This window comes from Streptomyces sp. NPDC052910 (assembly GCF_055585605.1).
In genome coordinates, this window is the sequence record NZ_JBVJJR010000003.1 from 39,442 (window position 1) to 66,232 (window position 26,791).

Genomic DNA, 26,791 nt, shown 5'->3' on the forward strand with positions numbered 1-26,791 from the left:
TCCCGCTAGGGGTTGTTACCGTCGGGTACCGATCGAGGTTACCCCGGGTTCGACGAGGCGGGGCCCGGCCGGCGCCCCGGAGCGGCGGACGGCCGCCGGAGCGGTCGGGGGCGGGGGCCGGGGCTCGCTGTCAGTGGGGGCCCGTAAGCTCTGGGACCATGCTCGAAGACCGCACCGCAGCCGCATCGCCCGCCTCGTGGCCGGCCGCGTATCCCGACGGATACGCGGTCGTCGACGTCGAGACCACCGGTCTCGCCCGGGACGACCGCATAGTGTCGGCCGCCGTGTACCAACTGGACGCCAGAGGCCGGGTGGAGGACACCTGGTACACGCTGGTGAACCCGCGGCGCGATCCGGGGCCGGTGTGGATCCACGGGCTCACCTCCGAAGTCCTCGCGGACGCCCCGCTGTTCGAGGAGGTCGCGGAGGACTTCGCGCGCCGGCTCGACGGGCGGGTCCTGGTCGCGCACAACGCGGCCTTCGACTGGTCCATGATCGCCCGGGAATACGCCCGGGCACGGGCCGAGGCCCCGGTGCGCCAGCGGCTGTGCACGATCGCGCTCTCCAAGGAGCTGCGGCTGCCGCTGCCCAACCACAAGCTGGAGTCGCTGGCCGCGCACTACGGGGTGGTGCAGCGGCAGGCGCACCACGCGCTGGACGACGCGCGGGTGCTGGCCGAGGCGTTCCGGCCCAGCCTGCACCTGGCGGCCGAGGCGGGGCTGCGGCTGCCGCTGCTGGCCTGCCAGCCGCTGACGGAGTGGTCGGACGGGCCCGCGGCCGTCCGCTCGGCGACGGTCGGCTACCAGCCGGACCGGCGGCACGGGGGTCCGGCGAGCTGGCGGCCCAGCCGGCGCCGCCCGGCCTGCCCGTACCCCAACCCCGGGCGGTACGAACCGGGCAAACAGCTCATCCAGGGCATGCGGGTGGCGTTCTCCGGCGACACCTCCATCGACCGCGAGCTGCTGGAGGACCGCGCCACGGAGGCCGGACTGCACGTGGCGACGAGCCTGTCCCGGCTCACCAGCCTGCTGGTCACCAACGATCCGGACGCCCACACCTCGAAGACGGTGAAGGCGCGCCAGTTCGGGACGCCCGTGGTGGACGAGGCCGTCTTCGTCCAGTTGCTCTCGCACGTCGTCCCGGCGGACGCCGGCTCGGGCGTGCCCGGCACCCGGCGGCCCGGCACCCCGTGACCTGGTGCGCCGTGACCGGGTAGGCCGGGGCCGAGTGCGCCGGGGCCGAGTGCGCCGGACCGAGTGCGCCGCGACCCGGTGGCCCGGCACCCCGTGACCGGGCGGGCGGGGTCACCAGGTACCGTCACTCGGGTGTACCGCTTCCTGCTGACCCGGCAGTGGGTGATCCTCACGCTCGTGGGGCTCGTCCTCATCCCGGTGATGATCGAATTGGGCTTCTGGCAGCTCCATCGCCATGAGCAACGGGTGGCGCGCAACAACCGCATCGAACGCAGCCTCACCCGCCCGCCCGCGCCCGTCACGGAACTCACCGCGCCCGGGCGCGAGGTGCCCGGCGAGAACGTCTGGCGCCGGGGCACCGCCCGGGGGCGGTACGACGTCAAGGGCGAGGTGGTGGCGCGGCTCCGCACCGACAACTCCGGCAAGTCCGGATATATGGTCATCACGCCCTTCGTACTGGAGGACGGCAAGGCGATCCTGGTCAACCGCGGCTGGGTGCCGGCCGACGCCGGCCAGCGCGAGTTCCCCAAGGTGCCCGCCCCGCCGTCCGGCACGATCGACCTGGTCGGACGCCTGCGCGCGGACGAGGACCCGGGCAGCGGCATCCGGGACACCAAGGGGCTGCCGCCCCGGATGATCATGATCATCAACAGCCGGCGGCAGGGCGAGCAGTTGCACCGCCCGATGCTGGGCGGCTACCTGGAGCTCATCTCCCCCGCGCCCGACGGCCAGCCGCAGACCATCGACGACCCCGACCACAGCAGCATCGGCAACCACATGGCGTACACCGTCCAGTGGTGGCTGTTCTCGGCGTTCGTGCCGGTCGGCTGGGTCATCCTGGTCCGCCGCGAGCGCCGCGACCAGGCGGCGGCCGCTGCCGCCGCGGCGAAGGGCTCGGCGGACCCGGCGGGCTCGGAGGGCTCGGAGGGCTCGGAGGGCTCGGAGGGCTCAACGGGGTCGGCGGGCTCGACGGGATCGGCCTCGGCCGCGAAGCCGGAGTCGCAAACCCAGCCTGATCCCAAGTCCCAGCCCGATCCCAAGCCCCAGCCTGACCCCGAGGCCCAGCCCGACCCCCAGCCCAAGGCCGGAGCCACCTCGGCCCCTCCCGCCTCGGACTGATCGCTTCACCCCCTGACAAGCCGTTCCCCGCCCGGCACACTGGCCGCATGGATCTTGCACTCAGGGACCGGGTGTACGTACTGACCGGCGCGACCCGCGGGCTGGGCAACGCCACCGCCCGCCGGCTGGTGGCCGACGGAGCCCGCGTGGTGCTCTCCGGCCGGGACGCGGCCGCGGCGGAGGCCGCCGCCGCGGAACTCGGCCCCGCCGCGGTGGGCGTGGCCGCCGACAACGCGGACCCCGCCACGGCCGGGCGGCTCATCGCCACCGCCCGCGAACGCTTCGGGCGCTTCGACGGCGTCCTCGTCAGCGTCGGCGGCCCGCCGACGGGCCGGTTCGCCGACAACGACGACGACCAGTGGCGGGCGGCCTTCGAGTCCGTCTTCCTCGGCGCGGTCCGGCTCGCCAGGACCGCCGCCGGGGAGCTGTCCGAGGGCGGCGTGATCGCCTTCGTCCTCTCCTCGTCCGTCCACGAGCCCATCACCGGCCTCACGGTCTCCAACGGCCTCCGGCCGGGCCTGGCCGGCTTCGCCAAGTCCCTCGCGACGGAGCTCGGCCCGCGCGGCGTCCGCGTCGTCGGCCTGCTGCCCGGCCGCATCGACACCGACCGGGTCCGCGAACTCGACGGTCTCACCGAGGACCCCGAGGCGACCAGGGCCGCCCGCGCGGAGGCGATCCCGCTGCGCCGCTACGGCACCCCGGAGGAATTCGGCACGGTGGCGGCCTTCGTCCTGTCCCCCGCCGCCTCGTACCTCACGGGCGTCATGATCCCGGTCGACGGCGGGGCACGGCACGGCTTCTGACCCGGTGCGGGGCGCTCCCCTGTCGGCGGCGGGAGGGGCGCGAGGCGCGCGGCCCGCGACTCGGGGCGCGGGCCGCGACTCGGGGCGCGGGCCGCCCCCAGGCGAGCCCGGAAGCCCCGCCTGTCCCGCACGGCACCGGCCTTCCCACCGCGACCGGCCCGCGCCCCACCGGCCGGGCCTGGCCGGTGGGCGCCCGGAGGGCCCGGCAAGGCGCGGGAGCGGCCGTACCCGTTCAAAGGCGGCCGCGTCGCCGATCAGCGGCAGCAGGCGGCGGCCGACGCCGAGCGCCCGCCGCGGCGGTTCGCGGTCGGTACGGCCCGCGGGCAGGCGCCGGCCGGACGCCCCGGCCGCCCGCGGCGGGGGCGCGGCCCCGCGCCCTTACCCCACCCGTTCCGCCCGGTGCCGCACCGCGCGCAAGCGAACCTTCGCGCGCAGGCGGGGGAGGCCGGTCGACGTGCGGGCGTGGTGCAGGGCCTCGGTGTCCAGGCGGCGCAGGGCCGTCGCGGGGGCCGCGTGGGGGGCGAGGGTCAGGGTGACGCGGGCTTCCGGGTGGCCCCGGCGGCGGGTGAGGACGACGCGGGCACGGTCGACGCCGGCCAGGGCCGCCGCCTCCGCGCTCAGTGCCTCCTCCAGCGCCCGGCCGCGCAGCCGGGCCACCTCTCCGTCGCCGCAGTCGATCACGATCTCGCGCAGCCGGCGCCGGCGCAGTTGGGCGAGCAGCCACCACAGGGCGAGCAGCACCAGGGCGGCGAGGACGCCGAGCACCACCGGCCACCACCAGTCGCGGCCCCGCCACCGGCGCCGGTCGCCGTCGGTGAGCAGGACGTCGTCCGGGCCGGTGAACGGCCAGTCGGACGGCAGCGAGAAGTCCCAGTGCAGGGGCAGGTCCAGGGCGCCGACGAGCACGGCGGCGCCGAGGGCCGCGAGCAGGAGCCCGGTCAGGCCCAGCAGCACCCGGTTGACGGTCCTCAACACCGTACGCTCACCGCCTCGCCGGCCGGCGCACCCGGACCGAGAGGACGGGACGCCGGGCGAGGCCCAACTCCCGTACCCCGTCGGCAAGTGCGCCGTCCACGTCGCCACGGACCTCGTCCAGGTCCCGGAAGTGCGCCTGGGCCCGGGCCCGGACGGTGAGCCGGCCGACCTCGACCCGGACGGACTGCACACCGGGCACCTCCATCACCCGGTCCCTGAGCACCAGCGCCGCCGCCCGGCGGTCGAGCCCGGCACGGATGTCGGGGGTCTCGCGGCGCATCGGCAGCACGCCGCGCCGGCCGGGCGTGACCGCCAGGACGATCAGCCAGACCCCGGCCAGCAGGGCGAGCACGGCGCCCGTCACGATCCAGCCGTCGTCGAGGTGCCGGTGGGCCAGTTCGCGGGCGAGCCGCCGGCGCCAGCCCATGGCCGGGTGGCCCGCGCGGACGGCGATCACGTCGTAGAGGAAGAAGCCGGCGAGGGCCAGTACGGCGAGCGCGACGAGCGCCGCGGGCAGCCGGCGGGCGGACCAGAACCGTCCGGAGCGTCCGGCGTCCGGCCGCTCCGGGCCCTCGGGGGAACCGGGAGGCTCCACCGGGCCCGGTGCCGGCGGATCCGATGCCGGCGGGCCCGGTGCCACCGGGTCCGGCCCGGGAGCCGCGGGACCGCTCATCGGACCCGCTCCACCGCGCCGCGCTCCATGTGCGGCGAATGCAGCCGCTCCACCGTGACCACGACCTCCGGCACCTCCATGCCCGCCAACGTCCGTACCCGCTCGACGATCCGCCGGCGGACCGCGCGGCACCGCGCCCCGAGGTCCGCCGGATAGCCGAGCTCGACCGAGACGCGGACCCGCGCCGTCTCCTCGTGGACGGTCACGGACGCGTACGGGGGCGTGCGCCGGCCGTCCGCACCCCCGTCGGCTCCGGCGAACTCGTCGCCCGGCCCGCCGGTCCCGCCCGACCCGTCCGGCTCCTCGTCGAGCGCCTCGCGCGCGGCCTGCGAGGCGATCTTCGCGACGACGCGGTCGGCGATCCGGGTCGCCCCGCGTGCGGCCGGTTCCACGGCCCGCCCTCCCGGCACCGCCTACCTCCGCCGGCCGTCGTGCTCACGGTCGCGGTCACGCGGCCGGAAGAAGTCGCCGGGCTCCAGGTCCCCCTCAAGGAACCGGCCCACGACGAACCCGACGGCGCCCAGCGCCGCCACCAGCAGGAAGGCGCCGAACCCGCCGAAGTACCCGGCGAATCCCAGCGCCATGCCGACGATCAAGCCGACCACGGCCATGCTCATCGTGCGCTCCTCAACGAGTCGGACGGGCGGGCCGGCCCGGGGAGGGCCGGCCGGTATGCCTCACTGGATCCTGGGCGGCGCCGGCTCCTCGTCCTCCTCGTCCGGCAGCTTCACGTCGCTCACCGCGATGTTCACCTCGACGACCTCCAGGCCGGTCATCCGCTCCACCGCCGAGATCACGTTCTCGCGCACGGCGCGGGCGACATCGGCGATGGCGACGCCGTAGTCGACGACGATCTCCAGGTCGAGCGCGGTCTGCACCTCGCCGACCTCGGCCTTCACGCCACGCGTGACGGATTTGCCGCCGCCGGGCACCCGGTCGCGGACCGCGCCGAAGGTCCTGGCGAGCCCGCCGCCCATGGCGTGGACGCCGAGCACGTCCCGGGCCGCCATTCCGGCGATCTTCTCGACCACGCCGTCGGCGATGGTGGTACGGCCCCGGTCACCGGGGGCCACGAACTCCTTGGCGCCGCCCTCGCGGCCGTCCGGGCCCGGCCCTTCGGCCCGGCCGCGTCCTGCGGTGTCGGTCATGGTCGTTCGCCTCGCTTCCGAAGGAAAAGTTCCGAGGGACGAGAAGGGGAGGGAAAGCGTCACCGATCCTGTTGCCACCATAGGCCCTGTTGAGGGGAGTTTCGCGGCGTGCGCGGCATCCCGGGCGTCCATCCGGTGTTCCGTGCCGTCCGGCGCGCCGCCCGGCACGGAATACGGCAGGCTGGTGCCCTCCGGGGACGGACGACGGCGGTGGGACGACAGGGATGACCGGGATGACCGTGGAGACACAGACCGGGCCGGACCGGCCGGGAGACGGCGACGGCAACGGCAACGGCGACCGAGGGGGTGACTCCCGGGACGCGCTCGTCCGCGCCGTCCGCCGGCAGCTCGGCCTCGGTGCGCTGCTGCCCCTGGGGGATCCGGCCGACGGCGCCTGGATCACCGAGCAGGCGGTGGCCGGGGTGCTGCGCCGGGCGGCCCGCGGGGTGGCGGGCGTCCGGCTCGGGGCCCTCCGCGTCACGGCGGCCGGTACTCCGTCCGGTGCCGTACCGCCGTCCGGGTGCCCCGCGCCCCCGGGCGCGCTCCCGCCGGGCCCGCTGCGCTGCGTGGCGGATCTGACCGCGGCGCTCACTCCCGGCGCCCTCCCCCACGAGTTCACGCACGACGTCCCGCACGAGCCGCTGCGCGAAACGGCGGACCGGCTGCGCGCCGCACTGTGGGCGGTGTCCGAGGAACGGCTGGGACTGGAGTGGGCGGCGATCGACCTGAGGGTAACGGACGTCCTGCCCGACCTGGCGCCGGAGAGGACCCCGGAGACGGAGGAGGAGAGGGAGGGGGAGGCGGACGAGCCCCCGGCCCCCGCCCCGCCATCCGCCACCGGTCCCGCGGATGCCCTGCGGGCCGCCGCCCTCGCCGCCCCCGGGGTGGCCCGGGAGCACGCGGTGCTCGGCGGCGGCCGGGATCCCGCCGCCCGGGTGCAGATCGCCGTCGCCGGCGGGCACCGGGCGGCTGACGTCGTCCGGGCGGTGCGCGCCGCGGTCGCACCGGCGCCGGTCGCGGTGGTCGTCACGGCCGTCGACCCGACGGAGGCGGACGACGGGGGTCCGCACGCGCACCACCGAAAGGTGCCCCCGGAGGCGGTACGGCAGAGGTCACAGGGGGCGCAGGGGCGCGGGGACAGCGCTTAGAATCCGGTGCGTCGACCCCAGGGGAGGGGCCGGCGTCCGATGGGCCGGATTCCAGGGGGGATGACGCTCCGTCATGACGTACGCGGGACGACCTTATCCGGGACCGCCCTGGCCACCGCCGCAGCCGCCGCCCCACCGCCCCGGCGGCGGGGCCCGCCGCCGGGGCGGCTGTGCCGGGGGTGGTTGCCTCGGCGGCGGTTGCCTCGGGGGCGTCTTCGGCTCCGCGCGCCGCAAGGCCCGGGACGTCTTCGCCGCGGCGGGGCCCGGCCGGGTCGAGGATCCGCTGATCACCCGGGTGCAGCGGGCGCGGGCGCTGCTCGGCGCCCTGGCGACCTTCGGCCTCGTCTCGGTCTACGGAGTGGACGGCGGCTGGTCGGCGGTGGTCGACGACGGGGTGGGCAAGCACTTCCTGGCGCCGGTGGTGATGATCCTGCTCGGCCCGGTCGTCGTCGCCTGTTTCATCCGCTACGCGCCGCCGCACCGCCGCCCGACGCTGCGGTCACGGCTGCGGTACCCGCTGAAGGCCGTCGGCTGGTACGTGGGCGCGGTCCTGGCCTTGGCGGGCTGCCTGCTGGGCTTCTCCTACCTCAACGGCACCGGGGCGCTCGGGCGGTGGACGGGACTGCTGGCCCTGGTCGTGGCCCCCGTGACGATGTGGCTGGCGCTGTTCATCGTCTTCGCCACCGGCGCGGCCGCCCGGTACGCGTTCAACACCGCCGACGTGCACGCCGCCCTGCCGGCCGTCCTCACGGTGGTCCTGGTGTGGGCCCTCAGCCTGCTCTCCGTGGGGGACGGCCTGCCGAACGGGCCGCCGGCGGTGCGGGTCGCCGCGTTCCTCGGCGGTCCGGTGTCCGTGACGGCGGTGGCCCTGTGGGAGCTGAGGTTCCTCCGGAAGCGGTACGGCGTCCGGGTACGCGGCTGAGAACCGGGGGCGTGGGCCCCCGTCCCGCCCTTTCACCGTTTCCTGCGGGGGCAAGCCCCCACACCCCCGAAACCGCGCTCCGCGCGGTTGCCTTCAGACTCCCCCAGGGGGCTTCCCCTACTCCCCCAGCCCCGCCAGGTCCCGCAGCCGCCGAGCCTGAGCGGCGCGCTCAGCGGCGCGCTGGTCGTCGTAGGTGCGGCCGGCCGCGTCGCGGAGCAGGGCCTTGGTCTCGACGACCGCGTTCCGCGGGGCCGCCAGCAGGGCGGCGGTGAGGTCGGCCACCGCCGCGTCGAGCTCCGCGGCCGGGACCACGAGGTTGGCCAGGCCGGTGCGCTCGGCCTCCTCGGCGTGGACGAAACGGCCCGTGGCGCAGATCTCCAGCGCGCGGGCGTAACCGACCAGCTCGACGAGCGGCCGGGTGCCGGTGAGGTCGGGGACCAGGCCCAGGCTGGTCTCGCGCATGGCGAACTGGACGTCCTCCGCGCAGACGCGCAGGTCGCACGCGAGGGCGAGCTGGAAGCCCGCGCCGATGGCGTGCCCCTGGACGGCGGCTATGGAGACGACGTCGTTCCGGCGCCACCAGGTGAAAGCCTCCTGGTAGCGGGCGATCTCCGCGTCCAGGTCGGCGTCCGTGCCGCGCGCCAGATCGAGGAACGACGGCTCGCCGTCGAAGCCCTCGGGGGTGAAGGCCTGCCGGTCGAGGCCCGCGGAGAAGGACTTGCCCTCGCCCCGGAGCACCACGACCCGCACGCTGCCCGGCAGCAGCCGCCCGGCCTCGGTGAGGGCCCGCCACAGGGCGGGCGACTGGGCGTTGCGCTTGGCGGGATTGGCCAGGGTGACGGTGGCCACCGCGTCGTCCACGGTGAGCCGAACGCCGTCCTGGTCGAGCAGGGCCTGCGGGGCGGTCATGGGAGCCTCCGGTATCGGCATGCAGTCGCTGATAAGTGACTGCACAGTAACCACCCGGCCGGTCGAACGGCCGACCGGGTGGCACTGCCCATGCTTTCGGTGCCCGACAGGTGCGCGGTGTCAGGCCGAGGCGGCCTTCTTGCCACGCGTCGCACCGCCGCGACCCCGCAGGATCACGCCGGATTCGCTGAGCATCCGGTGGACAAAGCCATAGGAGCGGCCGGTCTCTTCGGCCAGCGCCCTGATGCTCGCACCGGAGTCGTACTTCTTCTTCAGGTCTGCCGCGAGCTTTTCGCGCGCGGCGCCGGTCACCCGGCTGCCCTTCTTCAGAGTCTCGGCCACCCGTGCCTCCTCATGGGAGATGCGCCTCTTGTCTCTCATGATCACCCCTTGCCGGGATCCTGGCCACCCATTCGGCAAGGTCGATGACAGAAGGTTTCCGCGATCCGGGCCGTGGAAGTCGCTTGGAACAGGCGATTCCGGCTTCTCGGGCCCGTACGTCCGTCCGGGTGGCGGACGAAAGCGGCAGGTCAGGGCGGGGCCGGGGAGTGCGGGGGCGAATGGCACCGGGTGCCGCTTGCGGTGCGTGCGCCGGAGCGTTCCACCACACCGGGGGATGAGCCGCCCTCACTCAGATGAAGGATCACGCATCGGCCGAATGATCGGGACGGCACTGATCAACGGAGCCCGGCCGGCCACCGGGGCGGCTCCGCGGGGGCGGACCGGCGCCCCCGGGGTGAGGGCCGCCGGATCCGCGGCGGATCAGGCCAGGGCCACCAGATCCGCGTAGTCCGGGCCCCACAGGTCCTCGACGCCGTCCGGCAGCAGGATGATGCGCTCCGGCTCGAGCGCGTCGACGGCGCCCTCGTCGTGCGTCACCAGGACCACCGCGCCCTTGTAGGTGCGCAGCGCGCCCAGGATCTCCTCGCGGCTGGCGGGGTCGAGGTTGTTGGTGGGCTCGTCCAGGAGGAGGACGTTGGCGGAGGAGACGACCAGGGTGGCCAGGGCCAGCCGGGTCTTCTCGCCGCCGGAGAGCACGCCGGCGGGCTTGTCGACGTCGTCGCCGGAGAACAGGAAGGAGCCGAGCACCTTGCGGACCTCGACCAGGTCGAGGTCGGGCGCGGAGGAGCGCATGTTCTCCAGGACCGTGCGGTCCGGGTCCAGCGTCTCGTGCTCCTGGGCGTAGTAGCCGAGCTTGAGGCCGTGGCCCGGGGTGACCCGGCCGGTGTCGGGCTTCTCGGTGCCCGCCAGCAGGCGCAGCAGCGTGGTCTTGCCGGCGCCGTTGAGGCCGAGGATGACCACGCGGGAGCCGCGGTCGATGGCCAGGTCGACGTCGGTGAAGATCTCCAGCGAGCCGTAGGACTTGGACAGGCCCTCGGCCATCAGCGGGGTCTTGCCGCACGGCGCCGGGTCGGGGAAGCGCAGCTTGGCGACCTTGTCGGAGACGCGCTCGGCCTCCAGGCCGGCGAGCAGCTTCTCGGCGCGGCGGGCCATGTTCTGCGCGGCGACGGTCTTGGTGGCCTTGGCCCGCATCTTGTCGGCCTGGGAGTTGAGGGCCGCGGCCTTCTTCTCGGCGTTCTGCCGCTCGCGCTTGCGGCGCTTCTCGTCGGCCTCGCGCTGCTGCTGGTAGAGCTTCCAGCCCATGTTGTAGACGTCGATCTGGGAGCGGTTGGCGTCCAGGTAGAAGACCTTGTTGACGACCGTCTCGACCAGGTCGACGTCGTGGGAGATCACCACGAAGCCGCCGCGGTAGGTCTTCAGGTAGTCGCGCAGCCAGACGATGGAGTCGGCGTCGAGGTGGTTGGTCGGCTCGTCGAGGAGCAGGGTGTCGGCGTCCGAGAAGAGGATGCGGGCGAGCTCGACGCGGCGGCGCTGACCGCCGGAGAGGGTGTGCAGCGGCTGGCCGAGGATGCGGTCCGGCAGGCCGAGGCTGGCGGCGATGGTCGCGGCCTCGGCCTCGGCGGCGTACCCGCCCTTGGTCAGGAACTCCGTCTCCAGCCGCTCGTACTTCTTCATGGCCTTCTCGCGGGTCGCGCCCTGGCCGTTGGCCATGCGGTCCTCGTTCTCGCGCATCTTGCGGAGGACGGAGTCCAGGCCGCGCGCGGAGAGGATGCGGTCCCGGGCCAGGACGTCGAGGTCGCCGGTGCGCGGGTCCTGCGGCAGGTAGCCGACCTCGCCGGAACGGCTGATGGTGCCGGCCGCGGGGATGCCCTCGCCGGCCAGGCACTTGGTGAGGGTGGTCTTGCCCGCGCCGTTGCGGCCCACCAGACCGATGCGGTCGCCCTTGGCGATACGGAAGCTGGCGGACTCGATGAGGACGCGTGCGCCGGCGCGCAGCTCGATGCCGGAGGCGGTGATCACGGGACTACTCCTGGGCGGGTGGGACGGCGGTCGAGGGGGACACCTCCCGGTGCCGCTGGGGCCGGGGAGGGGGCGAACACTGCCGCGCGGGCGGCTGCGCCGTCTAATGCACGAGGAGAGAAGCCATGGGGAAGATTCTAACGGGGGCGGGCAAGCGGATTTCCCGGCCGGGCGGCGGGACGACGGGGCGGACGGGGCGTTCCGCCGCGCCGGTCGCACGCGTCGCACGCCGGGGGCGGACGGGGTGTGCGCCCGGTCACGGGCGGGGTGTACGCCCGGCGGCGGGGCGGGTGCCCGGTGACGGGTGGGTGCCCGGTGACGGGTGGGTGCCCGGTGACGGTGGGTGCCCGGTGATGGGCGGGGGGTGCGCCCGGCGGCGGGGGCAGGCGGGGGGGGTGCGCCGTACCGGCATCCGCGTGGTTCCCCGGCTGCGCCCATGTCGTCTTCCCTGCCATCCCATCCCCTCGGCTTCCTCTTGCTCGTCCTGTCCGCTCCTGCCCTGCGCTCCCCGGCCTCCGCTGTCCTCCGCCGGCCTCCCCTGGCCTCCGCTCTCCTTGCCCGCCGTTTCGCCCGTCGCGCGCAGGGCAGCCCCTCCTGCGGAAGCACCGGAGGCACCGGGAAGGCACCGTCCCGGCCGAGGCAAAAGCCGTGACGGAGCACACATCGGGCGTTTAACGGATACTCGGGGTGGTGTCCCCGGGTGGAGAGGCGGTCGCGCATGCAGTTCGACGACGACGCGGATCTCGACACCTCGCAGGTCCAGGACGAGCGGGGCAGCCGGATCCCCGGCGGCGGGCTGACCGTCGGCGGCGGCCTGGTGGGGCTGCTCGCGCTGCTCGCCGGCCTCTTCTTCGGCATCGGCCCGCAGGAGCTGGGGCTGTCCTCGGGCGAGCCGGGCACCTCGTCCTCGGCGAGCACGGACGCCCAGGTGCAGCGGGACTGCCACAAGGGCCGGGACGCCAACACCCGCGAGGACTGCCGGATCGTCGGCGTCGTCAACAGTGCCCAGGCGTTCTGGAGCCAGGAGTTCGCCCGCCGCTCCACCGCCTACAGCCAGGCGCAGACGAAGCTGTTCACCGGCCGGACGAACACCGCCTGCGGGGCCGCGACGTCGGCCGTCGGGCCGTTCTACTGCCCCGGCGACCACAAGGTCTACCTGGACCTGGACTTCTTCAAGGAGCTCACGAGCAAGTTCGGGGCGCGCGGCGGCCCCTTCGCCGAGGCGTACGTCGTCGCCCACGAGTACGGGCACCACATCCAGAACCTCACCGGGACGCTCGCCCGCTCCCAGGACCGCAGGACCGGGGCCGGCAGCAACGCGGTCAAGGTCGAGCTCCAGGCCGACTGCTACGCGGGCGTCTGGGCCCACCACGCGGCCTCGACGCCGTCTAAGACGACGGGGAAGCCGCTGCTCAAGCCGCTGACCACGACGGACATCGAGGACGGGTTGTCGGCCGCGGCGGCGGTCGGCGACGACCGCATCCAGGAGAAGTTCCAGGGCCGGGTCACCCCCGAGAGCTGGACCCACGGGTCGGCACAGCAGCGGCAGCAGTGGTTCACCACCGGGTACCGGACGGGGAACGTGGCCGCCTGCGACACGTTCCGGTAGCCGGTGACCCGCGGAAGCGAGGAGTCAGTGCCATGTCGGACCTCACCCACACCATCCGTCCCACCGTCACCCCGGCGCTTCTCTACCGCGACGCCCGGGCGGCCCTGGCCCAGCTCACCACCGCCTTCGGCTTTGTCAGGTCCGCGCTCTACGAGAGCGAGGACGGGACCGTGCTGCACGCGGAGCTCGTCCACGGCAACGGCATGGTGATGATCGGCTCGGCCGGGCGGGGCGGCCCTTTCGCCGAGGCCATGGCCGATGCGGGGCCTGCCGGGATCTATGTCGTCGTGGACGATGTGGACGCTCATTGCGAGCGGGCTCGGCGGCAGGGGGCGGAGATTCTGGTGCCGCCGGCCGACCAGGTGTACGGGGCGCGGGATTATCTGGCGCGGGACTTGGAGGGCAACCTCTGGACGTTCGGGACGTATGCGCCGGCGGGGCCGGAGGTCGCCGGCTGACGTCGGGGAGTTTGCCCCTGGCCCTCCCTCAGAGGGGGAACCCCCATTCACCGTTTCCTGCGGGGCGAGCCCCCGCCCCCCGAAGCGCGCTGCGCGCGCTGTCCTCAAGTGCCGGACGGGCTGATTTCAGCCCGTCCGGCACTTGAGGACGAGCGGCGAAGGGGCGGGACCGGGGCTCAGCTCCCCCCGCGGTGCACCTGGAACGCCGCCCTGCGCACCGCCTTCGCCAGGGCCGGATCCGGGTGCGCGGCGGCCAGCGCCACCAGCACCTGGACGGTCCGGGGATGCCCCACCGCCCGTACCTCCGCGAGCAGCGCCGGCACCGTGCCCTGCACGGCGGACTCCAGGTGCCGCACGAGCAGCCGGCTCTCCCCGTGGTCGGCGACCGCCGCCGCCGTGTCGACCCACAGCCAGGTGGCCTCCTCCCGGGTGAGGACCTCGGCGGCCTCCTCCGGGTCGCGCCCGTCCTGTTCCGCCAGCCACAGCAGGGCGTAGGGGCGCAGCACCGTCTCGTCGACGACCGCGCGGACGGCGGGTTCGGCGGGGGCGCCGACGGCCCGCAGCGCCTCGAAGGCGAGGCCGCGGACGAGGGCGTCGTCGCCCCGGGCCGCCTCCAGGAGCTCGGCAACGGCGCTGCGCACGGGGCGGGCGGCGAGCCAGGCCCGGTACTCGGCGCGGGCGGGCCCGGGGCTGAGGTCGGCGCAGCCGCGCAGCATCGCCTCGGCCGAGAGCTCGATGTTGCCGGCGGGGCTCTGGGCGGCCACGCAGATCTGTTCGAGCTTGACCCAGACCGCCCAGTTGCCGAGCGGCGTGAGCACGGCCTCGGCGTCCGGCCCGGTGCCGCCGCGGACCACGAGGGCGCCGACGGAGGCCAGGCCGTCGAGCGCCCAGGCGAGCAGGTCCGGCAGCGGTCCCGCGTCGTCCGCGTCCCCGGCGCGGGGGGCGGGCACGGGCGGCCCGGACGGGACCGGTCCTGGGCCGTCGTAGGAGATCTCGCAGCGCTCGGCGCGGATCTCCGCCACCCGCTGCCGGAGCAGGTCGAGCAGCATGGCGACGGCGACCGGGCCGCCGGACAGGTGCATGACGGACAGCAGTTGCGGGGCGGCCTCGACGACCTCGGCGGCCACGGTCGGGTCGGTGCCGGCCGGCTCGGGGTGGGCGAGCGACCAGGCGTCGAACAAGGCGACCCAGCCGCGCAGCACGGCGCTGTCGTCGCGGTCCCAGGCGGTCAGCCGCCAGCCGGCGCGGGCGCTGCCGTCGTGCAGTTCGAGCAGTCCGGCGAGCCGGGCACGGTCCCAGTCGGCCTGCACCTGGCGCAGTGTCAGGCCGAGGTCGGCGGCGGCCCGCTCGGCCGTCGCCGGCCCGAGCGCACCGGCCTCGTCGGGGCCCGGTCCGGCCCCGCGGGCGTGCTCGGCGGCCGCCCAGCGGGCGAGCCGGACGGCACCGGTGAGTCCGGCTCTCGCCTGCCGGGCGAGTTCCGGACGGCCCGGGATGCCGGCGGGCGGCCGGGGTGCCGGACGGGAGCCTCGGTCGGCCACCGCCCTGCGGGCGGCGGTGATCGGCTGCCGGGGTACGAGTCTGAGCCGGGAGTCGCGCGGAGTACGGGACGTCACAGGTGCAGTCTTGCCGTTCACGCTCCGAAAACCCAATCGGAATCAACCATGCAGTCACGGATGCCCCCTGGTGACGACCTACATAAGGGGCGTCAGGAACCGTCGCAGGGACTCCTCGTAGCCCTTGCGGTCCGCGTTCCACAGGGCCGCGTGCCCGGCGTCGCGGACGGTCCGCAAAGTGACCAGATCCGGACGGCGCGCGGCCAGCTCCCGGGAGTGCGCCCAGGGCGCGACGGCGTCGTCCGGGCTGTGCAGCAGCAGGACGGGCACGGCCGGGCGGGCGGAGTCGGCGACGGCGGCGCGAAGCCGCTCCTGGTCCAGCCCGGCCCGCACCCGGGCCGCGTGCACCGCGAGCGGGCGCAGGGCGGCCGGGAGCCGGCGCGCGGCGAGGGCGCGCAGCGCGGCGTCCCAGTCGAGCACCGGTGAGTCGAGGACGAGCCCGCCGACGTGCGGCCGGACCCGTGGGTCGGCCGCGGCGAGCAGGGCCGCGGTGGCGCCGGTGGACCAGCCGTGCAGCACCACGCGCCGGGCGCCGTGCCGGACGGCCTCCTCGACGGCGGTGGCGACGTCACGCCACTCGACGGCGCCGAGCCGGTCGAGGCCGTCGGCGGACGGGGCGGCTCCGGGGTCGCCCCGGTGGGCGGGGACGAGCGCGGGGAGCCGCAGCCGGCGCAGGAACGGCAGCAGGGCCATGGGGTGTTCGCGGGTGGTGCCGAGCCCGTGCGCGGTGACCACGAAGGTGTCGCGGGCGCCGGGCAGGAACCAGGCGGGCAGCGGGCCGGTCTCGCCGGCGAGCTTCACGTCGTCGAAGTCGTCCGGGCCCAGGCCGAGCGCCTCGCGCGGGTCGCCGCGGTGGACCTGCGGGGTGAGCCGGACCCCGAGGCCGGGCCGGAGGTCCCCGTGGGTGATCCGTTCGAGCCGTCGGACGACGCGGTCGTGCGGGTGCGAGACGTCGGCGACGGGCGGTCCGACGACGGCGTGCAGGCCCCTTCCGGTGAGCCCGTAGGTGCCGGGGCGGCAGGAGGCGGGGGTGCGGTCGAGCGTGACGGTGGCCCGGTCGACGGCCCGTACGGTGAGCCGGGGCTCACCCGGAAGGGGCCGGTCCGGGCCGTTTCTCAGCAGGCCGTCCCCCGCGTACCGCCCCGCGACCAGGGCAGCCGCCCCGGCACCGATCATGGTCGCCGCTGTCATCGCCGTCGTCCGGACCAGATGCATCCCTCCAGTGTCCGCACCGGGGTGGGCCGGGGCCAGTCGGCGTGGGCGGGCGCGCGGGTGATCGCGGACACGGCCGGGGGTACGGGGCCGCGGTGCGGGCCGGGCGGACGGGGGTACGGGCCGGCCGGTGGGACGGGGGTGCGGGCCCGTGGGACGGGGGTACGGGCCGGTGGGACGGGGGGTGCGGGCCGGCGGGCGGGGGTACGGGCCGGCCGGCCGGCGTGGTCCCGCCGGCGGGGGCCTCGGGCGCTCCCCCGCGAAAAGCCGGCGCGTAACCACCGCCCGGCCCGTGCTCGGCCGCTCCTCGACGGCCAGTCTCCGGTGGCCTCCGGACGGCCGGTCTCCGGTGGCCTCCGGACGGCCGGCGATCCGGTCGGGGCCGGGTCCGCCCCCGTCCGGCGCGTCCATGACACCGGCGAGTCCGCGCCACCGGTGCGTCCGCGTGGCTCGTGCGTCCGTGTCACCAGTGCATCCGTGTCGCCGGTGCATCCGTGTCACCGGGGCGTCCCCCGCCGGGCCCGTGGGCGGCCGGGCCGTCCGGGATCCGGCGACGGCCGGGCGGGAGCCGTCGTGCGCCTCCGCCGCGGCGGACCGGCACCGCGCGGCGCCGGCCGTCACCACCCGCACCGCGGCCCGTCACCGCACGCCCCGGACGGCGCGTGCCGTCACCCCCGCCGTGGCCCGTACCCGCGCAGCTTCTCCCCCGCCTCCGCGAGCTGCCCGGCGTCGAGGAGGGACGGCGTCCGCCCGGGCACGCCGGAGGCCGCGAGCCAGACCCGGCACATCCACTCCAGTTGGGCGGTGCGGTCGTACGCCTGGTCCAGGGTCGTCCCGTAGGTGAGGGTGCCGTGGTTGCGCAGGAGGCAGCCGGTGCGGCCCCGCAGGGCGGTGAGCGCGTGCCGGGCGAGCTCGTCGCTCCCGTAGAGGGCGTAGGGGGCGACCCGTACGGGTCCGCCGAGGGCCGCGGTCATGTAGTGGACCGGCGGCAACTCCGTCACCAGGGTGGAGACGGCGGTGGCGTGGACGGCGTGCGTATGGACGATGGCCGTGGCGTCGGTGGCCCGGTAGACGGCGAGGTGGAGGGGGAGCTCGCTGGTGGGGGCGAGGCCGCCGGGTTCGGGGGCCGGGCTCCCGGGCTCCCGGGCCGAGCCGCCGGAAGCGCGGGCCACGCCCCCGGGCTCTCGGGCCGCCGCCCCGCCGGAGTCGCGGGCCATGCCCCCGGGCTCCGGGCGTCCGTCGAGGCCCACGGCGACGATGTCCTCCGGGCGCAACCGGTCGTACGGCACCCCGCTCGGTGTGACGAGGACCACGTCGCCCACCCGGGCGGAGACGTTCCCCGACGTGCCCACGACCAGGCCGTCCGCGACCGTCCTTCGGGCCGTGGCCAGCACCTCAGCCCGGATCCGGGACATCGTGCCCTCGTCCGCCCGCTGTTTCATCGACGACCCCCTCCGGTTCGCGTCACCATGGATCCCGTCCCAGTTCACCTTCCGTTCACCCGAAGTCCTTACCGTCGCGGCGTACTGACCACCGGACTGATTGCCTGGGTGAATGGAACACATCACGCTTCTCATCGGGATCGTGATCGTCACGGCCTTGGTGTTCGACTTTACGAACGGCTTCCACGACACGGCCAACGCGATGGCCACCACCATTTCCACCGGGGCACTCAAGCCCAAGGCAGCGGTGGCGATGTCGGCGGTGCTCAACCTCGTCGGTGCGTTCCTCTCCGTGGAGGTCGCCAAGACGATCTCCGGAGGCATCATCGACGAGACCGCCGGAATCCGACCAGAGGTGATTTTCGCCGGTCTGGTCGGCGCCATCGTCTGGAACCTGCTGACCTGGCTGGCCGGCCTGCCCTCCAGCTCCTCGCACGCCCTCTTCGGCGGCCTGATCGGCGCGACCGTCGCCTCGGTCGGCTTCGACGCGGTCAACGGCGACAAGGTCGTCATGAAGGTCCTGATCCCGGCGGTGGCCGCCCCGATCGTGGCCGGCGTCTCCGCCTGGGCCGCGACCAAGCTCACCTACCGCCTGACCCGCGACCGCGACGAGGCCGACACCGCCAAGGGCTACCGCGCCGGCCAGATCGCCTCCGCCGCGCTGGTCTCGCTGGCGCACGGCACCAACGACGCGCAGAAGACCATGGGCGTGATCACGCTCGCGCTGGTCACCGGCGGCGTCGTCGCCCCGCACTCCGACCCGCCGCTGTGGGTCGTCGTCTCGGCGGGCCTGGCCATCGCGCTCGGCACCTACCTCGGCGGCTGGCGCATCATCCAGACCCTCGGCAAGGGCCTCACCGACATCCGCCCGGCGCAGGGCTTCGCCGCCCAGACCGGTGCCGCGACCGTCATCCTCGCCTCCTCGCACATCGGCTTCGCGCTCTCCACCACGCAGGTCTGCTCCGGCTCGATCATGGGCGCGGGCCTGGGCCGCAAGGGCGGCGTCGTCCGCTGGTCCACCGCCGGCCGCATGGTCGTCGCCTGGTGCCTGACGCTGCCGGCGGCCGGTCTGGTCGCGGCCGGCGCGGCGCTCCTCGCCGACCAGGGGACCTGGGGTGTGACGGCGGTGGCCCTCCTCGGCCTGGCCGTGAGCGGCGTGATCTGGCTGGTGTCGCGGCGCAAGCCCGTGACGCCCGACAGCGTCCACGAGCCGGCGCCCGCCGTTCCGGCCGAGCCGGTCGGTGTCGTCACCGCCGCCCTCCAGGCCGTCGCCCCGCCGCCGGCGGGTCTGTTGGCCGCCGCCCCGACCGTCACCCCCGAGCCCGCCCCGGCGCCCGCCGTGGCCGCGACCACCTGAGGACCTTCGCTATGCACATCGACTGGGCAGCTCTGGGGCAGGTCTTCGGCGTCAGTCTCGTGATGACGGTGGGGCTGGTGGGGGCCTTCACCCTCGGGATCGTGGGGACGTCGCCGTCGCGGGGCGGCGGGTCCGCTTCCGCGGGGGCGCGGGCGGGCGCTTATGCGGCGTTCGCCGTGTGCGCGGCGGCTGTCGGGTACGGGATTTACCTGATCGTCGCGTGACGTTGGGGTTGCCCCTGACCCTGCCCCCTCTGGGGGAGGGTCAGGGGCCACCCACCGCGAGTTGACGCCGCTCACGGGCCATGGTGAACTGCCGAGGCCAAACGGCGACACACAGAGGAAGCCGGTGAGAATCCGGCGCGGTCCCGCCACTGTCACCGAACGACGCCCGCGCAGCGGCAAAGCGTCCGTCCGGAAGCCAGGAGACTCTGGGTCGCCGGTCACGTCGAACCAGGGCGCGGACCCTGAGTGAGGACACACAGACCATGCGCGGCCGCCGCCGATCACCCCACGCCCTCCCGAGCCGGTCCTCCCGAGGCGCGACGGCGGTCTGAGCCGATGCGTACGGGCACTTCGGGTCCCGTCGGTTTCGCGTGCGGCGCCGCGCTCGGCTTCCTGGCCGACCTCGTGGTCGCCGATCCCCGCCGGGGCCACCCCGTGGCCGCCTTCGGCCGAGCCGCGCACGCCGTCGAACGCCGCCTGTGGGCCGATCACCGCGGCCGCGGCACCCTGCACACGGCCGTCTGCGCGGGCGGCGCCGTGGCCGCCGCCACCCTGCTGGCGCGCGCCGGACGGACGTCCCGCGCCGCGGACGTCGCGCTGACCGCCGTCGCCACCTGGGCCGTCCTCGGCGGCACTTCGCTGGGCCGCGAGGCCCGCGCCATCGGCGGCGCGCTGGCCGCCGGCGACCTGGACGTCGCCCGGGAGCGGCTGCCCCACCTGTGCGGACGCGACCCGCAGTCCCTCGACGCGCAGCAGATCGCCCGCGCCGTCGTGGAGTCCGTCGCCGAGAACACCTCCGACGCGGTCGTCGGCGCCCTCGTCTGGGGCGCGTTCGCCGGGGTGCCGGGCCTGGTCGGCTTCCGGGCCGTCAACACGCTGGACGCCATGGTGGGCCACAAGTCGCCGCGCCACCGCCGCTTCGGCTGGGCCTCCGCGCGGCTCGACGACGTCGTCGGCTGGCCCGGTGCCCGGCTGACCGCGGCCCTCGCGGTCGTCGCCGGCCCGGACCCACGGCGCGCCCTGCGGGTTGCCCGCCGCGACGCCGGCCGCCATCCGAGCCCTAACGCCGGCCCGGTGGAGGCCGCGTTCGCCGGTGCCCTGGGCGTCCGCCTCGGCGGCACCCTCGCCTACGCCGGACGCGTCGAGCACCGTCCGGTTCTGGGCGCGGAGCTCCGCCCGGTCGCGACGGGCGACATCGAACGGGCCGTGCGGCTGTCGCGCCGGGTGTCGCTGCTGGCGCTGGGCGCCGCGGTCGCCGGCCGCTGGGCGGTCTCCCGGGGCCGCCTCGTGGGCAGATTGGGAGCGGGATCCGTGACGAGGAGGAAAAGTGGCTGAGTCGGGCGGGGGCCTGCTGGTCGCGGGGACGACCTCCGACGCGGGCAAGAGCGTGGTCACGGCCGGCATCTGCCGGTGGCTGGTCCGCAAGGGCGTCAGAGTGGCGCCCTTCAAGGCGCAGAACATGTCGCTGAACTCGTTCGTCACCCGCGAGGGCGCCGAGATCGGCCGCGCCCAGGCCATGCAGGCCGCGGCGGCCCGCGTCGAGCCGTCCGCGCTGATGAACCCGGTGCTCCTGAAGCCCGGCGGCGACCGCAGCAGCCAGATCGTCCTGATGGGGAAGCCGGTCGGCGAACTGAGCGCCCGCGGCTACCACTCCGGCCGCCAGGAGCAGTTGTTCGGCACGGTCACCGACTGTCTCGCGGAGCTGCGCCGCACCCACGACGCGGTGATCTGCGAGGGCGCCGGCAGCCCTGCCGAGATCAACCTGCGCCGCACCGACATCGTCAACATGGGCATCGCGCGGGCCGCCCGGCTGCCGGTCGTCGTGGTCGGCGACATCGACCGCGGCGGCGTCTTCGCGTCGTTCTTCGGCACGACCGCGCTCCTCTCCCCCGAGGACCAGGAGCTCATCGCCGGCTATATCGTCAACAAGTTCCGGGGTGACGTCTCGCTCCTGGAGCCGGGCCTGGAGATGCTGCGCGGCCTCACCGGCCGCCGGACGTACGGCGTCCTGCCGTTCGCCCACGGCCTCGGCATCGACGAGGAGGACGGCCTGCGGGTGTCGCTGCGCGGCGCGGTCCGCGAGTCGGTCGTCGCCCCGCCGTACGGCGAGGACGTGCTGCGGGTCGCCGTCTGCGCGATCCCGCTGATGTCCAACTTCACGGACGTCGACGCGCTGGCCGCCGAACCGGGCGTCGTCGTCCGGTTCGTGGACCGCCCGGAGGAGCTGGCCGACGCGGACCTCGTCGTCGTCCCCGGCACCCGGGGCACGGTCCGCGCCCTCGCCTGGCTCCGCGAGCGCGGCCTCGCCGACGCGCTCGCCCGGCGCGCCGCCGAGGGCCGCCCGGTGCTCGGCATCTGCGGCGGCTTCCAGTTGCTGGGTGAACGGATCGAGGACGACGTCGAGTCCCGGGCCGGTGTCGTGGACGGTCTCGGGCTGCTCCCGGTCCGGGTCCGCTTCGCGGCGGAGAAGACGCTCGCCCGCCCGACGGGAAAGGCGCTCGACGAGCACGTCGACGGCTACGAGATCCACCACGGCGTCGCCGAAGTGACCGGCGGCGACGAGGAGTTCCTCGACGGCTGCCGTGTCGGCGCGGTCTGGGGCACCCACTGGCACGGCTCCCTGGAGAGCGACGGTTTCCGCCGCGCGTTCCTCCGCCGGGTGGCCGCGCAGGCGGGCCGCCGGTTCGTCCCCGCCCCCGACACGTCGTTCGCCGCCCTGCGCGAGGAGCAACTCGACCGTCTCGGCGACCTGATCGAGGAGCACGCCGACACGGACGCCTTGCTGCGTCTGATCGAGGACGGGGTCCCGGCGGGACTGCCGTTCATTCCGCCGGGGGCGCCGGCGGCGGGGGGCTCGGCCGGCAGGCCCGACGCGGAAGCCGGTGGTCCGGCCCGCCACTCGGACGCGGCCGCGGGCGGCCCCGCCCACGCCCGCGACACGGAAGCCGGGGCCACCCGCCGCCCCGGTGCCGGCGGCGGCGACACCGCTCGCCGCACCAGCCCGGGGGCCGGGGACGCGGCCCCCGAAGAAACGGTGAAACGGGGGTCCCCCCTCCCCTCGCCCCGCCCAGAGACACCCTCCGAAGGAGCGATCACCGCATGAGCACCCCGTACCCCTTCGCCGCCGTCGTCGGCATGGACAGCCTGCGGCTGGCGCTGCTCCTCAACGCCGTCTCACCCTCCGTGGGCGGTGTGCTCGTGCGCGGTGAGAAGGGCACGGCGAAGACGACGACCGTCCGCGCTCTCGCCACCCTTCTCCCCGAGGTCGAGACCCACACCGATTGCCGTTTCGCCTGCGACCCGGCGGCCCCGGACACCGCCTGCCCCGACGGCCCGCACGAGGACGGCACCCGGTTCGTCCGCCCGGCGCGGATGGTCGAGCTGCCCGTGGGCGCCTCGGAGGACCGGCTCGTCGGCTCGCTGGACATCGAGCGCGCCCTGTCCGACGGGGTGAAGGCGTTCGAGCCGGGCCTGCTGGCCGCCGCGCACCGGGGTGTGCTGTACGTGGACGAGGTCAATCTGCTGGGTGACCACCTCGTCGACTCGCTGCTCGACGCGGCGGCGACGGGCGCCGCCCATATCGAGCGCGAAGGCGTCTCCGTCCGCCACGCCTCCCGCTTCCTCCTCGTCGGCACCATGAACCCCGAGGAGGGTGAGCTCCGTCCGCAGCTTCTGGACCGTTTCGGCCTGACCGTCGAGGTGGCCGCCTCGCGGGAGACCGACGAGCGGGTGGAGGTCGTCCGCCGGCGGCTCGCCTTCGACGAGGACCCGGCCGGGTTCGCCGCCAAGTGGGCGGCGGAGGAGGACGCGCTGCGGGAGCGCATCGCCGCCGCGCGCGCCCTGCTGCCGGGCGTGCGGCTCGGGGACGGCGCCCTGCGCCGGATCGCGGCCGTGTGCGCGGGGTTCGAGGTGGACGGCATGCGCGCCGACATCGTGACGGCCCGCACCGCGTCCGCGCTCGCCGCCTGGGCCGGACGGACGGACGTCGTCACCGAGGACGTCCGGCAGGCGGCGCTGCTCGCCCTCCCGCACCGCCGCCGTCGCAACCCCTTCGACGCGCCCGGCCTCGACGAGGACAAACTGGACGAGATCCTGCGCCAGTTCGAGGACGAGAACGAGGGCGGGGACGACGAGCCCGAGGGCCCGGACGACGACGGACCGGGCGAGGGCGGCCCGGACGACGACGGCCCCGGCGACGGCGTGCCGCCACGGGAGACTCAGGGGACGCAGGAGACACAGGAGACCTCCGAGGCGGGGCCGGAAGCCGCCGACCTGCCGCCGCAGCGCGAGCAGCCCGCCCCCGACTCGCCGGCCTCGAACGGCCCCTCTCCGCAGGAGAGTTCGGCGCCCCAGGCCGGTGACGGCGGCCCGGAGGCCGCGCCCGTGGCCGCCGCCGACCCGTTCCGCACCCGGAAGTTCGACGTCCCGGGCCTCGGTGAGGGCGCGGACGGCCGGCGTTCCCGGGCCCGTACCGCGCACGGCCGGACGACCGGCGCCCGCCGCCCGCGCGGCACGCTGACCCGGCTGCACCTGGCCGCGACGCTCCAGGCCGCCGCCCCGCACCAGCGGGCCCGTGGCCGGTCCGGCCGCGGTCTGGTCGTCCGCCGCGACGACCTGCGCGAGGCGGTGCGCGAGGGGCGCGAGGGCAACCTGGTGCTGTTCGTCGTGGACGCCTCCGGCTCGATGGCGGCCCGCAAGCGCATGAGCGCGGTCAAGGGTGCCGTCCTGTCCCTCCTCCTGGACGCCTACCAGCGCCGGGACAAGATCGGGATGATCACGTTCCGGGGTTCCGGCGCGGATGTGGCGCTGCCGCCCACCTCGTCGGTGGACGCGGGCGCGGCCCGGCTGGAGAAGCTACCGACGGGCGGCCGGACGCCGCTGGCCGACGGGCTGCTGCGGGCCCGCGAGGTGCTGCGGGTGGAGCGGCTGCGCGATCCGTCACGGCGTCCGCTGCTGGTCGTGGTGACCGACGGCCGGGCGACGGGCGGCCCCGAGCCGCTGGCCCGGGCGGCCCGCGCGGCGGGCCTGCTGGCGGCCGAGGGCACGGCGGCCGTGGTCGTCGACTGCGAGGCCGGGCCCGTACGACTGGGCCTGGCGGGCGAGTTGGGTCACTCGCTGCGGGCGCCGGTCGTCACCCTCGACGAACTCCGCGCGGACACCGTCACCGCGCTCGTCCGTACCGTCCGCACCACCACCACGACCAGGGGAGCCGCGTAATGCCCAAGGGACAGCCGAACGTCGTTCCGGACGACGGCCTCACGACGCGCCAGCGCCGCAACCGGCCGCTCGTCTTCGTCCACACCGGCATCGGCAAGGGCAAGTCGACGGCCGCCTTCGGGCTCGCCCTGCGGGCCTGGAACCAGGGCTGGCCGATCGGGGTGTTCCAGTTCGTGAAGTCGGCGAAGTGGAAGGTCGGCGAGGAGAACGCGCTGCGGGTGCTGGGCGCCTCCGGCGAGGGCGGCACGGTCGACTGGCACAAGATGGGCGAGGGGTGGAGCTGGATCCAGCGCGACCCCAAGGACGGGGAGCTCAGCAACGAGGAGAAGGCGCGCGAGGGCTGGGAGCAGGTCAAGCGCGACCTGGCCGACGAGCGCTACAAGCTGTACGTGCTGGACGAGTTCGCGTACCCGCTGCACTGGGGCTGGATCGACACGGCCGAGGTCGTCTCGGTCCTCAAGGACCGCCCCGGGACGCAGCACGTGGTGATCACCGGCCGCAACGCGCCGCAGGAGCTGGTGGACTTCGCGGACCTGGTCACCGACATGTCGAAGGTCAAGCACCCGATGGACACCGGCCAGAAGGGCCAGCGGGGCATCGAGTGGTGACGTCCACGACCTCCGTTCCCCGGCTCGTCATCGCGGCGCCCGCGTCCGGCAGCGGCAAGACGACGGTGGCCACCGGCCTGATGCGGGCGTTCGCGGACGCCGGCCTCGCCGTGTCCCCGCACAAGGTGGGCCCCGACTACATCGACCCGGGCTACCACGCGCTCGCCACCGGCCGCCCGGGCCGCAACCTCGACGCGTTCCTGTGCGGCCCGGAGCGCGTCGCGCCGCTGTTCCTGCACGGCGCGGCCGGGGCCGGACTGGCCGTCATCGAGGGCGTGATGGGCCTCTTCGACGGCGCGAGCGGCCAGGGTGAGCTCGCCTCGACGGCCCACGTGGCGAAGCTGCTGCGGGCGCCGGTGGTCCTCGTCGTGGACGCGTCCTCGCAGTCGCGGTCGGTGGCCGCGCTGGTCCACGGTTTCGCCTCCTGGGACCCGGAGGTACGGGTCGCGGGCGTCATCCTCAACAAGGTCGGCTCCGACCGGCACGAGGCGCTGCTCCGCGAGGCGCTCGGCGGCGCGGGCGTGCCGGTGCTGGGCGCGCTGCGCCGGGCGGCCGACGTGGACACGCCCAGCCGCCACCTCGGGCTCGTCCCGGTGGCCGAACGGCGCGCGGAGGCGCTGGACGCGGTGGCCGCGCAGGCGGCGCGGGTACGGGAGGGGTGCGACCTCGACGCGCTGCTGGCCCTGGCCCGCAGCGCGCCGCCGCTGCCGGGGCCCGCGTGGTCGCCGGCGGCCGAGGTCCCCGCGGCCTCCCGCCCGGTGATCGCGATGGCCGGCGGACCGGCGTTCACCTTCTCGTACGCGGAACACACGGAACTGCTGACGGCGGCCGGCGCGGACGTCGTCCCCTTCGACCCCCTGCGGGACGAGAAGCTGCCCGAGGGCACCGCCGGCCTGGTCATCGGCGGCGGTTTCCCGGAGGTGTACGCGCCCGAACTGTCCGCGAACGAGCCGCTGCGCGCGGCGGTGTCGGCCTTCGCCGCGACGGGCGCCCCGGTGGTGGCGGAGTGCGCGGGCCTGCTGTACCTGTCCCGCTCGCTGGACGGCCGCCCGATGTGCGGCGTCCTCCCCGCCGAGGCCCGGATGTCGCCCCGGCTCACCCTGGGCTACCGCGAGGCCGTGGCCCTCGCGGACAACCCCCTGGCGGCGGCGGGGACGCGGGCGCGCGGCCACGAGTTCCACCGCACGGTGGTGGAACCGGGCGCGGGCCCGGCGCCCGCCTGGGGCTTCACCACCCCCGAACGGCGCGTCGAGGGGTACGCGACGGGTGGCGTCCACGCGTCGTACCTGCACGTCCACTGGGCCGGGGTGCCGGGGGTGGCCGAGCGGCTGGTGGCGGCCGCGCGTGCCTGATTCCGCCCGGCGGGTGTACGTGGGCGTGGGCGCCCGCCCGGGCGTCGGCGCGGACGAGGTGCTGGCCCTCGTCACCCGCTGCCTGCCGCCCGGCGCCCGGCCCGCCGTGCTCGCCACGGTCGCGGCGCGGGCTTCCGAGCCGGGGGTCGTGGCGGCGGGGGTCCGGCTCGGTGTTCCGGTGCGGGGTTACTCGGCCGCCGAGTTGGGGCGGGTCGCCGTGCCGCATCCTTCCGCCGTTGTCGGCACGGCGGTCGGCACGGCTTCCGTGGCGGAGGCGGCGGCTTTGCTGGCGGCGGGGCGTGGGGCGGTTCTGCTCGTGCCGAAGCGGGTTTCCGGGCGGGTGACGTGTGCGGTGGCGGGGTGAGGTGTGCCCCGGTCCCTCCCCTTCGCCGCTGTATCAGCCCGTCCGGCGTTTGAGGACAACCGCGCGGAGCGCGGTTTCGGGGGT

At 75.4% G+C, this 26,791-nt stretch carries 26 protein-coding genes and 1 riboswitch; of the genes, 15 read left to right on the forward strand and 11 right to left on the reverse strand.

What is annotated here, in order from left to right:
• Positions 1-158: 158 nt before the first annotated feature.
• From ACZ6X9_RS11170 to ACZ6X9_RS11180, 3 genes are all read left to right on the forward strand, one after another.
• Positions 159-1,193 (forward strand): DEDDh family exonuclease, encoded by a 1,035-nt coding sequence (locus tag ACZ6X9_RS11170; RefSeq protein ID WP_469777724.1) that lies wholly within the window; start codon positions 159-161, stop codon positions 1,191-1,193.
• A 132-nt stretch (positions 1,194-1,325) separates the two neighbouring features.
• Complete coding sequence (locus ACZ6X9_RS11175) at positions 1,326-2,312, forward strand: SURF1 family cytochrome oxidase biogenesis protein (protein WP_469777725.1); 987 nt, start codon at positions 1,326-1,328, stop codon at positions 2,310-2,312.
• A 47-nt stretch (positions 2,313-2,359) separates the two neighbouring features.
• Entirely contained in the window at positions 2,360-3,115 is a 756-nt protein-coding gene (locus tag ACZ6X9_RS11180) for an SDR family oxidoreductase (RefSeq protein ID WP_469777726.1), read from the forward strand.
• 378 nt (positions 3,116-3,493) lie between these two features.
• On the opposite strand, the gene amaP is transcribed toward ACZ6X9_RS11180, so the two are convergent.
• Genes amaP through ACZ6X9_RS11205 form a run of 5 tightly spaced genes read right to left on the reverse strand, consistent with a single transcriptional unit; the run spans position 3,494 to position 5,911 of the window.
• Positions 3,494-4,090 (reverse strand): alkaline shock response membrane anchor protein AmaP, encoded by a 597-nt coding sequence (gene amaP / locus ACZ6X9_RS11185; protein WP_469777727.1) that lies wholly within the window; start codon positions 4,088-4,090, stop codon positions 3,494-3,496.
• A 7-nt stretch (positions 4,091-4,097) separates the two neighbouring features.
• On the reverse strand, positions 4,098-4,763 hold the full coding sequence (locus ACZ6X9_RS11190; RefSeq protein WP_469777728.1) for a DUF6286 domain-containing protein: 666 nt from the start codon (positions 4,761-4,763) through the stop codon (positions 4,098-4,100).
• Positions 4,760-5,155, reverse strand: coding sequence for a hypothetical protein (locus tag ACZ6X9_RS11195; RefSeq protein WP_469777729.1), 396 nt, complete (start codon positions 5,153-5,155; stop codon positions 4,760-4,762). The genes ACZ6X9_RS11190 and ACZ6X9_RS11195 overlap by 4 nt, the downstream gene beginning before the upstream one ends.
• Positions 5,156-5,176: 21 nt before the next feature.
• Positions 5,177-5,380, reverse strand: coding sequence for a hypothetical protein (locus tag ACZ6X9_RS11200; RefSeq protein WP_171171412.1), 204 nt, complete (start codon positions 5,378-5,380; stop codon positions 5,177-5,179).
• Between the two features lie 60 nt (positions 5,381-5,440).
• On the reverse strand, positions 5,441-5,911 hold the full coding sequence (locus ACZ6X9_RS11205; RefSeq protein ID WP_469777730.1) for an Asp23/Gls24 family envelope stress response protein: 471 nt from the start codon (positions 5,909-5,911) through the stop codon (positions 5,441-5,443).
• A gap of 233 nt (positions 5,912-6,144) precedes the next feature.
• Between ACZ6X9_RS11205 and ACZ6X9_RS11210 the strand changes: the two genes are divergently transcribed.
• Positions 6,145-7,059 (forward strand): hypothetical protein, encoded by a 915-nt coding sequence (locus ACZ6X9_RS11210; RefSeq protein WP_469777731.1) that lies wholly within the window; start codon positions 6,145-6,147, stop codon positions 7,057-7,059.
• A gap of 73 nt (positions 7,060-7,132) precedes the next feature.
• Positions 7,133-7,981 carry a hypothetical protein gene (locus ACZ6X9_RS11215; protein WP_469777732.1) on the forward strand — a complete coding sequence of 283 codons (849 nt, stop codon included), beginning with the start codon at positions 7,133-7,135 and terminating at the stop codon, positions 7,979-7,981.
• A gap of 117 nt (positions 7,982-8,098) precedes the next feature.
• On the opposite strand, the gene ACZ6X9_RS11220 is transcribed toward ACZ6X9_RS11215, so the two are convergent.
• The 3 genes from ACZ6X9_RS11220 to ACZ6X9_RS11230 form a co-directional block, all read right to left on the reverse strand.
• Positions 8,099-8,890: an enoyl-CoA hydratase/isomerase family protein gene (locus ACZ6X9_RS11220; RefSeq protein WP_469777733.1), complete on the reverse strand. Its 792-nt coding sequence runs from the start codon at positions 8,888-8,890 to the stop codon at positions 8,099-8,101.
• Between the two features lie 120 nt (positions 8,891-9,010).
• Positions 9,011-9,232 carry a helix-turn-helix domain-containing protein gene (locus tag ACZ6X9_RS11225; protein WP_030366669.1) on the reverse strand — a complete coding sequence of 74 codons (222 nt, stop codon included), beginning with the start codon at positions 9,230-9,232 and terminating at the stop codon, positions 9,011-9,013.
• Positions 9,233-9,652: 420 nt separating this feature from the next.
• On the reverse strand, positions 9,653-11,251 hold the full coding sequence (locus ACZ6X9_RS11230) for an ABC-F family ATP-binding cassette domain-containing protein (RefSeq protein WP_469777734.1): 1,599 nt from the start codon (positions 11,249-11,251) through the stop codon (positions 9,653-9,655).
• A gap of 718 nt (positions 11,252-11,969) precedes the next feature.
• Here ACZ6X9_RS11230 and ypfJ point away from each other — a divergent pair.
• Positions 11,970-12,860 carry a KPN_02809 family neutral zinc metallopeptidase gene (gene ypfJ / locus ACZ6X9_RS11235; RefSeq protein WP_469777735.1) on the forward strand — a complete coding sequence of 297 codons (891 nt, stop codon included), beginning with the start codon at positions 11,970-11,972 and terminating at the stop codon, positions 12,858-12,860.
• Between the two features lie 32 nt (positions 12,861-12,892).
• A complete protein-coding gene (locus ACZ6X9_RS11240; RefSeq protein ID WP_469777736.1) occupies positions 12,893-13,318 on the forward strand; it encodes a VOC family protein in 426 nt (141 codons plus the stop codon).
• A gap of 176 nt (positions 13,319-13,494) precedes the next feature.
• On the opposite strand, the gene ACZ6X9_RS11245 is transcribed toward ACZ6X9_RS11240, so the two are convergent.
• From ACZ6X9_RS11245 to ACZ6X9_RS11255, 3 genes are all read right to left on the reverse strand, one after another.
• Positions 13,495-14,931, reverse strand: coding sequence for a hypothetical protein (locus ACZ6X9_RS11245; protein ID WP_469777737.1), 1,437 nt, complete (start codon positions 14,929-14,931; stop codon positions 13,495-13,497).
• 78 nt (positions 14,932-15,009) lie between these two features.
• Entirely contained in the window at positions 15,010-16,146 is a 1,137-nt protein-coding gene (locus tag ACZ6X9_RS11250; RefSeq protein ID WP_469777738.1) for an alpha/beta hydrolase family protein, read from the reverse strand.
• Between the two features lie 665 nt (positions 16,147-16,811).
• Positions 16,812-17,585 carry a class II aldolase/adducin family protein gene (locus ACZ6X9_RS11255; protein ID WP_469777739.1) on the reverse strand — a complete coding sequence of 258 codons (774 nt, stop codon included), beginning with the start codon at positions 17,583-17,585 and terminating at the stop codon, positions 16,812-16,814.
• A gap of 112 nt (positions 17,586-17,697) precedes the next feature.
• Here ACZ6X9_RS11255 and ACZ6X9_RS11260 point away from each other — a divergent pair, with 112 nt between their 5' ends.
• The 8 genes from ACZ6X9_RS11260 (at position 17,698) to ACZ6X9_RS11295 (ending at position 26,707) form a co-directional block, all read left to right on the forward strand.
• Entirely contained in the window at positions 17,698-18,942 is a 1,245-nt protein-coding gene (locus ACZ6X9_RS11260) for an inorganic phosphate transporter (RefSeq protein ID WP_469777740.1), read from the forward strand.
• Between the two features lie 11 nt (positions 18,943-18,953).
• The gene (locus ACZ6X9_RS11265) at positions 18,954-19,166 is read left to right on the forward strand and encodes a hypothetical protein (protein WP_469777741.1); all 213 of its coding nucleotides are present in this window, start codon (positions 18,954-18,956) and stop codon (positions 19,164-19,166) included.
• 114 nt (positions 19,167-19,280) lie between these two features.
• A riboswitch (cobalamin riboswitch) is annotated at positions 19,281-19,373 on the forward strand.
• A 129-nt stretch (positions 19,374-19,502) separates the two neighbouring features.
• On the forward strand, positions 19,503-20,501 hold the full coding sequence (locus ACZ6X9_RS11270) for a cobalamin biosynthesis protein (protein WP_469777742.1): 999 nt from the start codon (positions 19,503-19,505) through the stop codon (positions 20,499-20,501).
• Positions 20,494-22,269: a cobyric acid synthase gene (locus tag ACZ6X9_RS11275; protein WP_469777743.1), complete on the forward strand. Its 1,776-nt coding sequence runs from the start codon at positions 20,494-20,496 to the stop codon at positions 22,267-22,269. Before ACZ6X9_RS11270 ends, ACZ6X9_RS11275 begins: the two co-directional genes overlap by 8 nt.
• Positions 22,266-24,383, forward strand: a complete 2,118-nt coding sequence (locus tag ACZ6X9_RS11280; RefSeq protein WP_469777744.1) for a putative cobaltochelatase — start codon at positions 22,266-22,268, stop codon at positions 24,381-24,383. The genes ACZ6X9_RS11275 and ACZ6X9_RS11280 overlap by 4 nt, the downstream gene beginning before the upstream one ends.
• A complete protein-coding gene (gene cobO / locus ACZ6X9_RS11285; protein ID WP_469777745.1) occupies positions 24,383-24,991 on the forward strand; it encodes a cob(I)yrinic acid a,c-diamide adenosyltransferase in 609 nt (202 codons plus the stop codon). Before ACZ6X9_RS11280 ends, cobO begins: the two co-directional genes overlap by 1 nt.
• Positions 24,985-26,343 (forward strand): cobyrinate a,c-diamide synthase, encoded by a 1,359-nt coding sequence (locus tag ACZ6X9_RS11290; RefSeq protein ID WP_469777746.1) that lies wholly within the window; start codon positions 24,985-24,987, stop codon positions 26,341-26,343. Before cobO ends, ACZ6X9_RS11290 begins: the two co-directional genes overlap by 7 nt.
• Positions 26,336-26,707: a cobalamin biosynthesis protein gene (locus ACZ6X9_RS11295; protein ID WP_469777747.1), complete on the forward strand. Its 372-nt coding sequence runs from the start codon at positions 26,336-26,338 to the stop codon at positions 26,705-26,707. The genes ACZ6X9_RS11290 and ACZ6X9_RS11295 overlap by 8 nt, the downstream gene beginning before the upstream one ends.
• Positions 26,708-26,791: the final 84 nt, after the last annotated feature.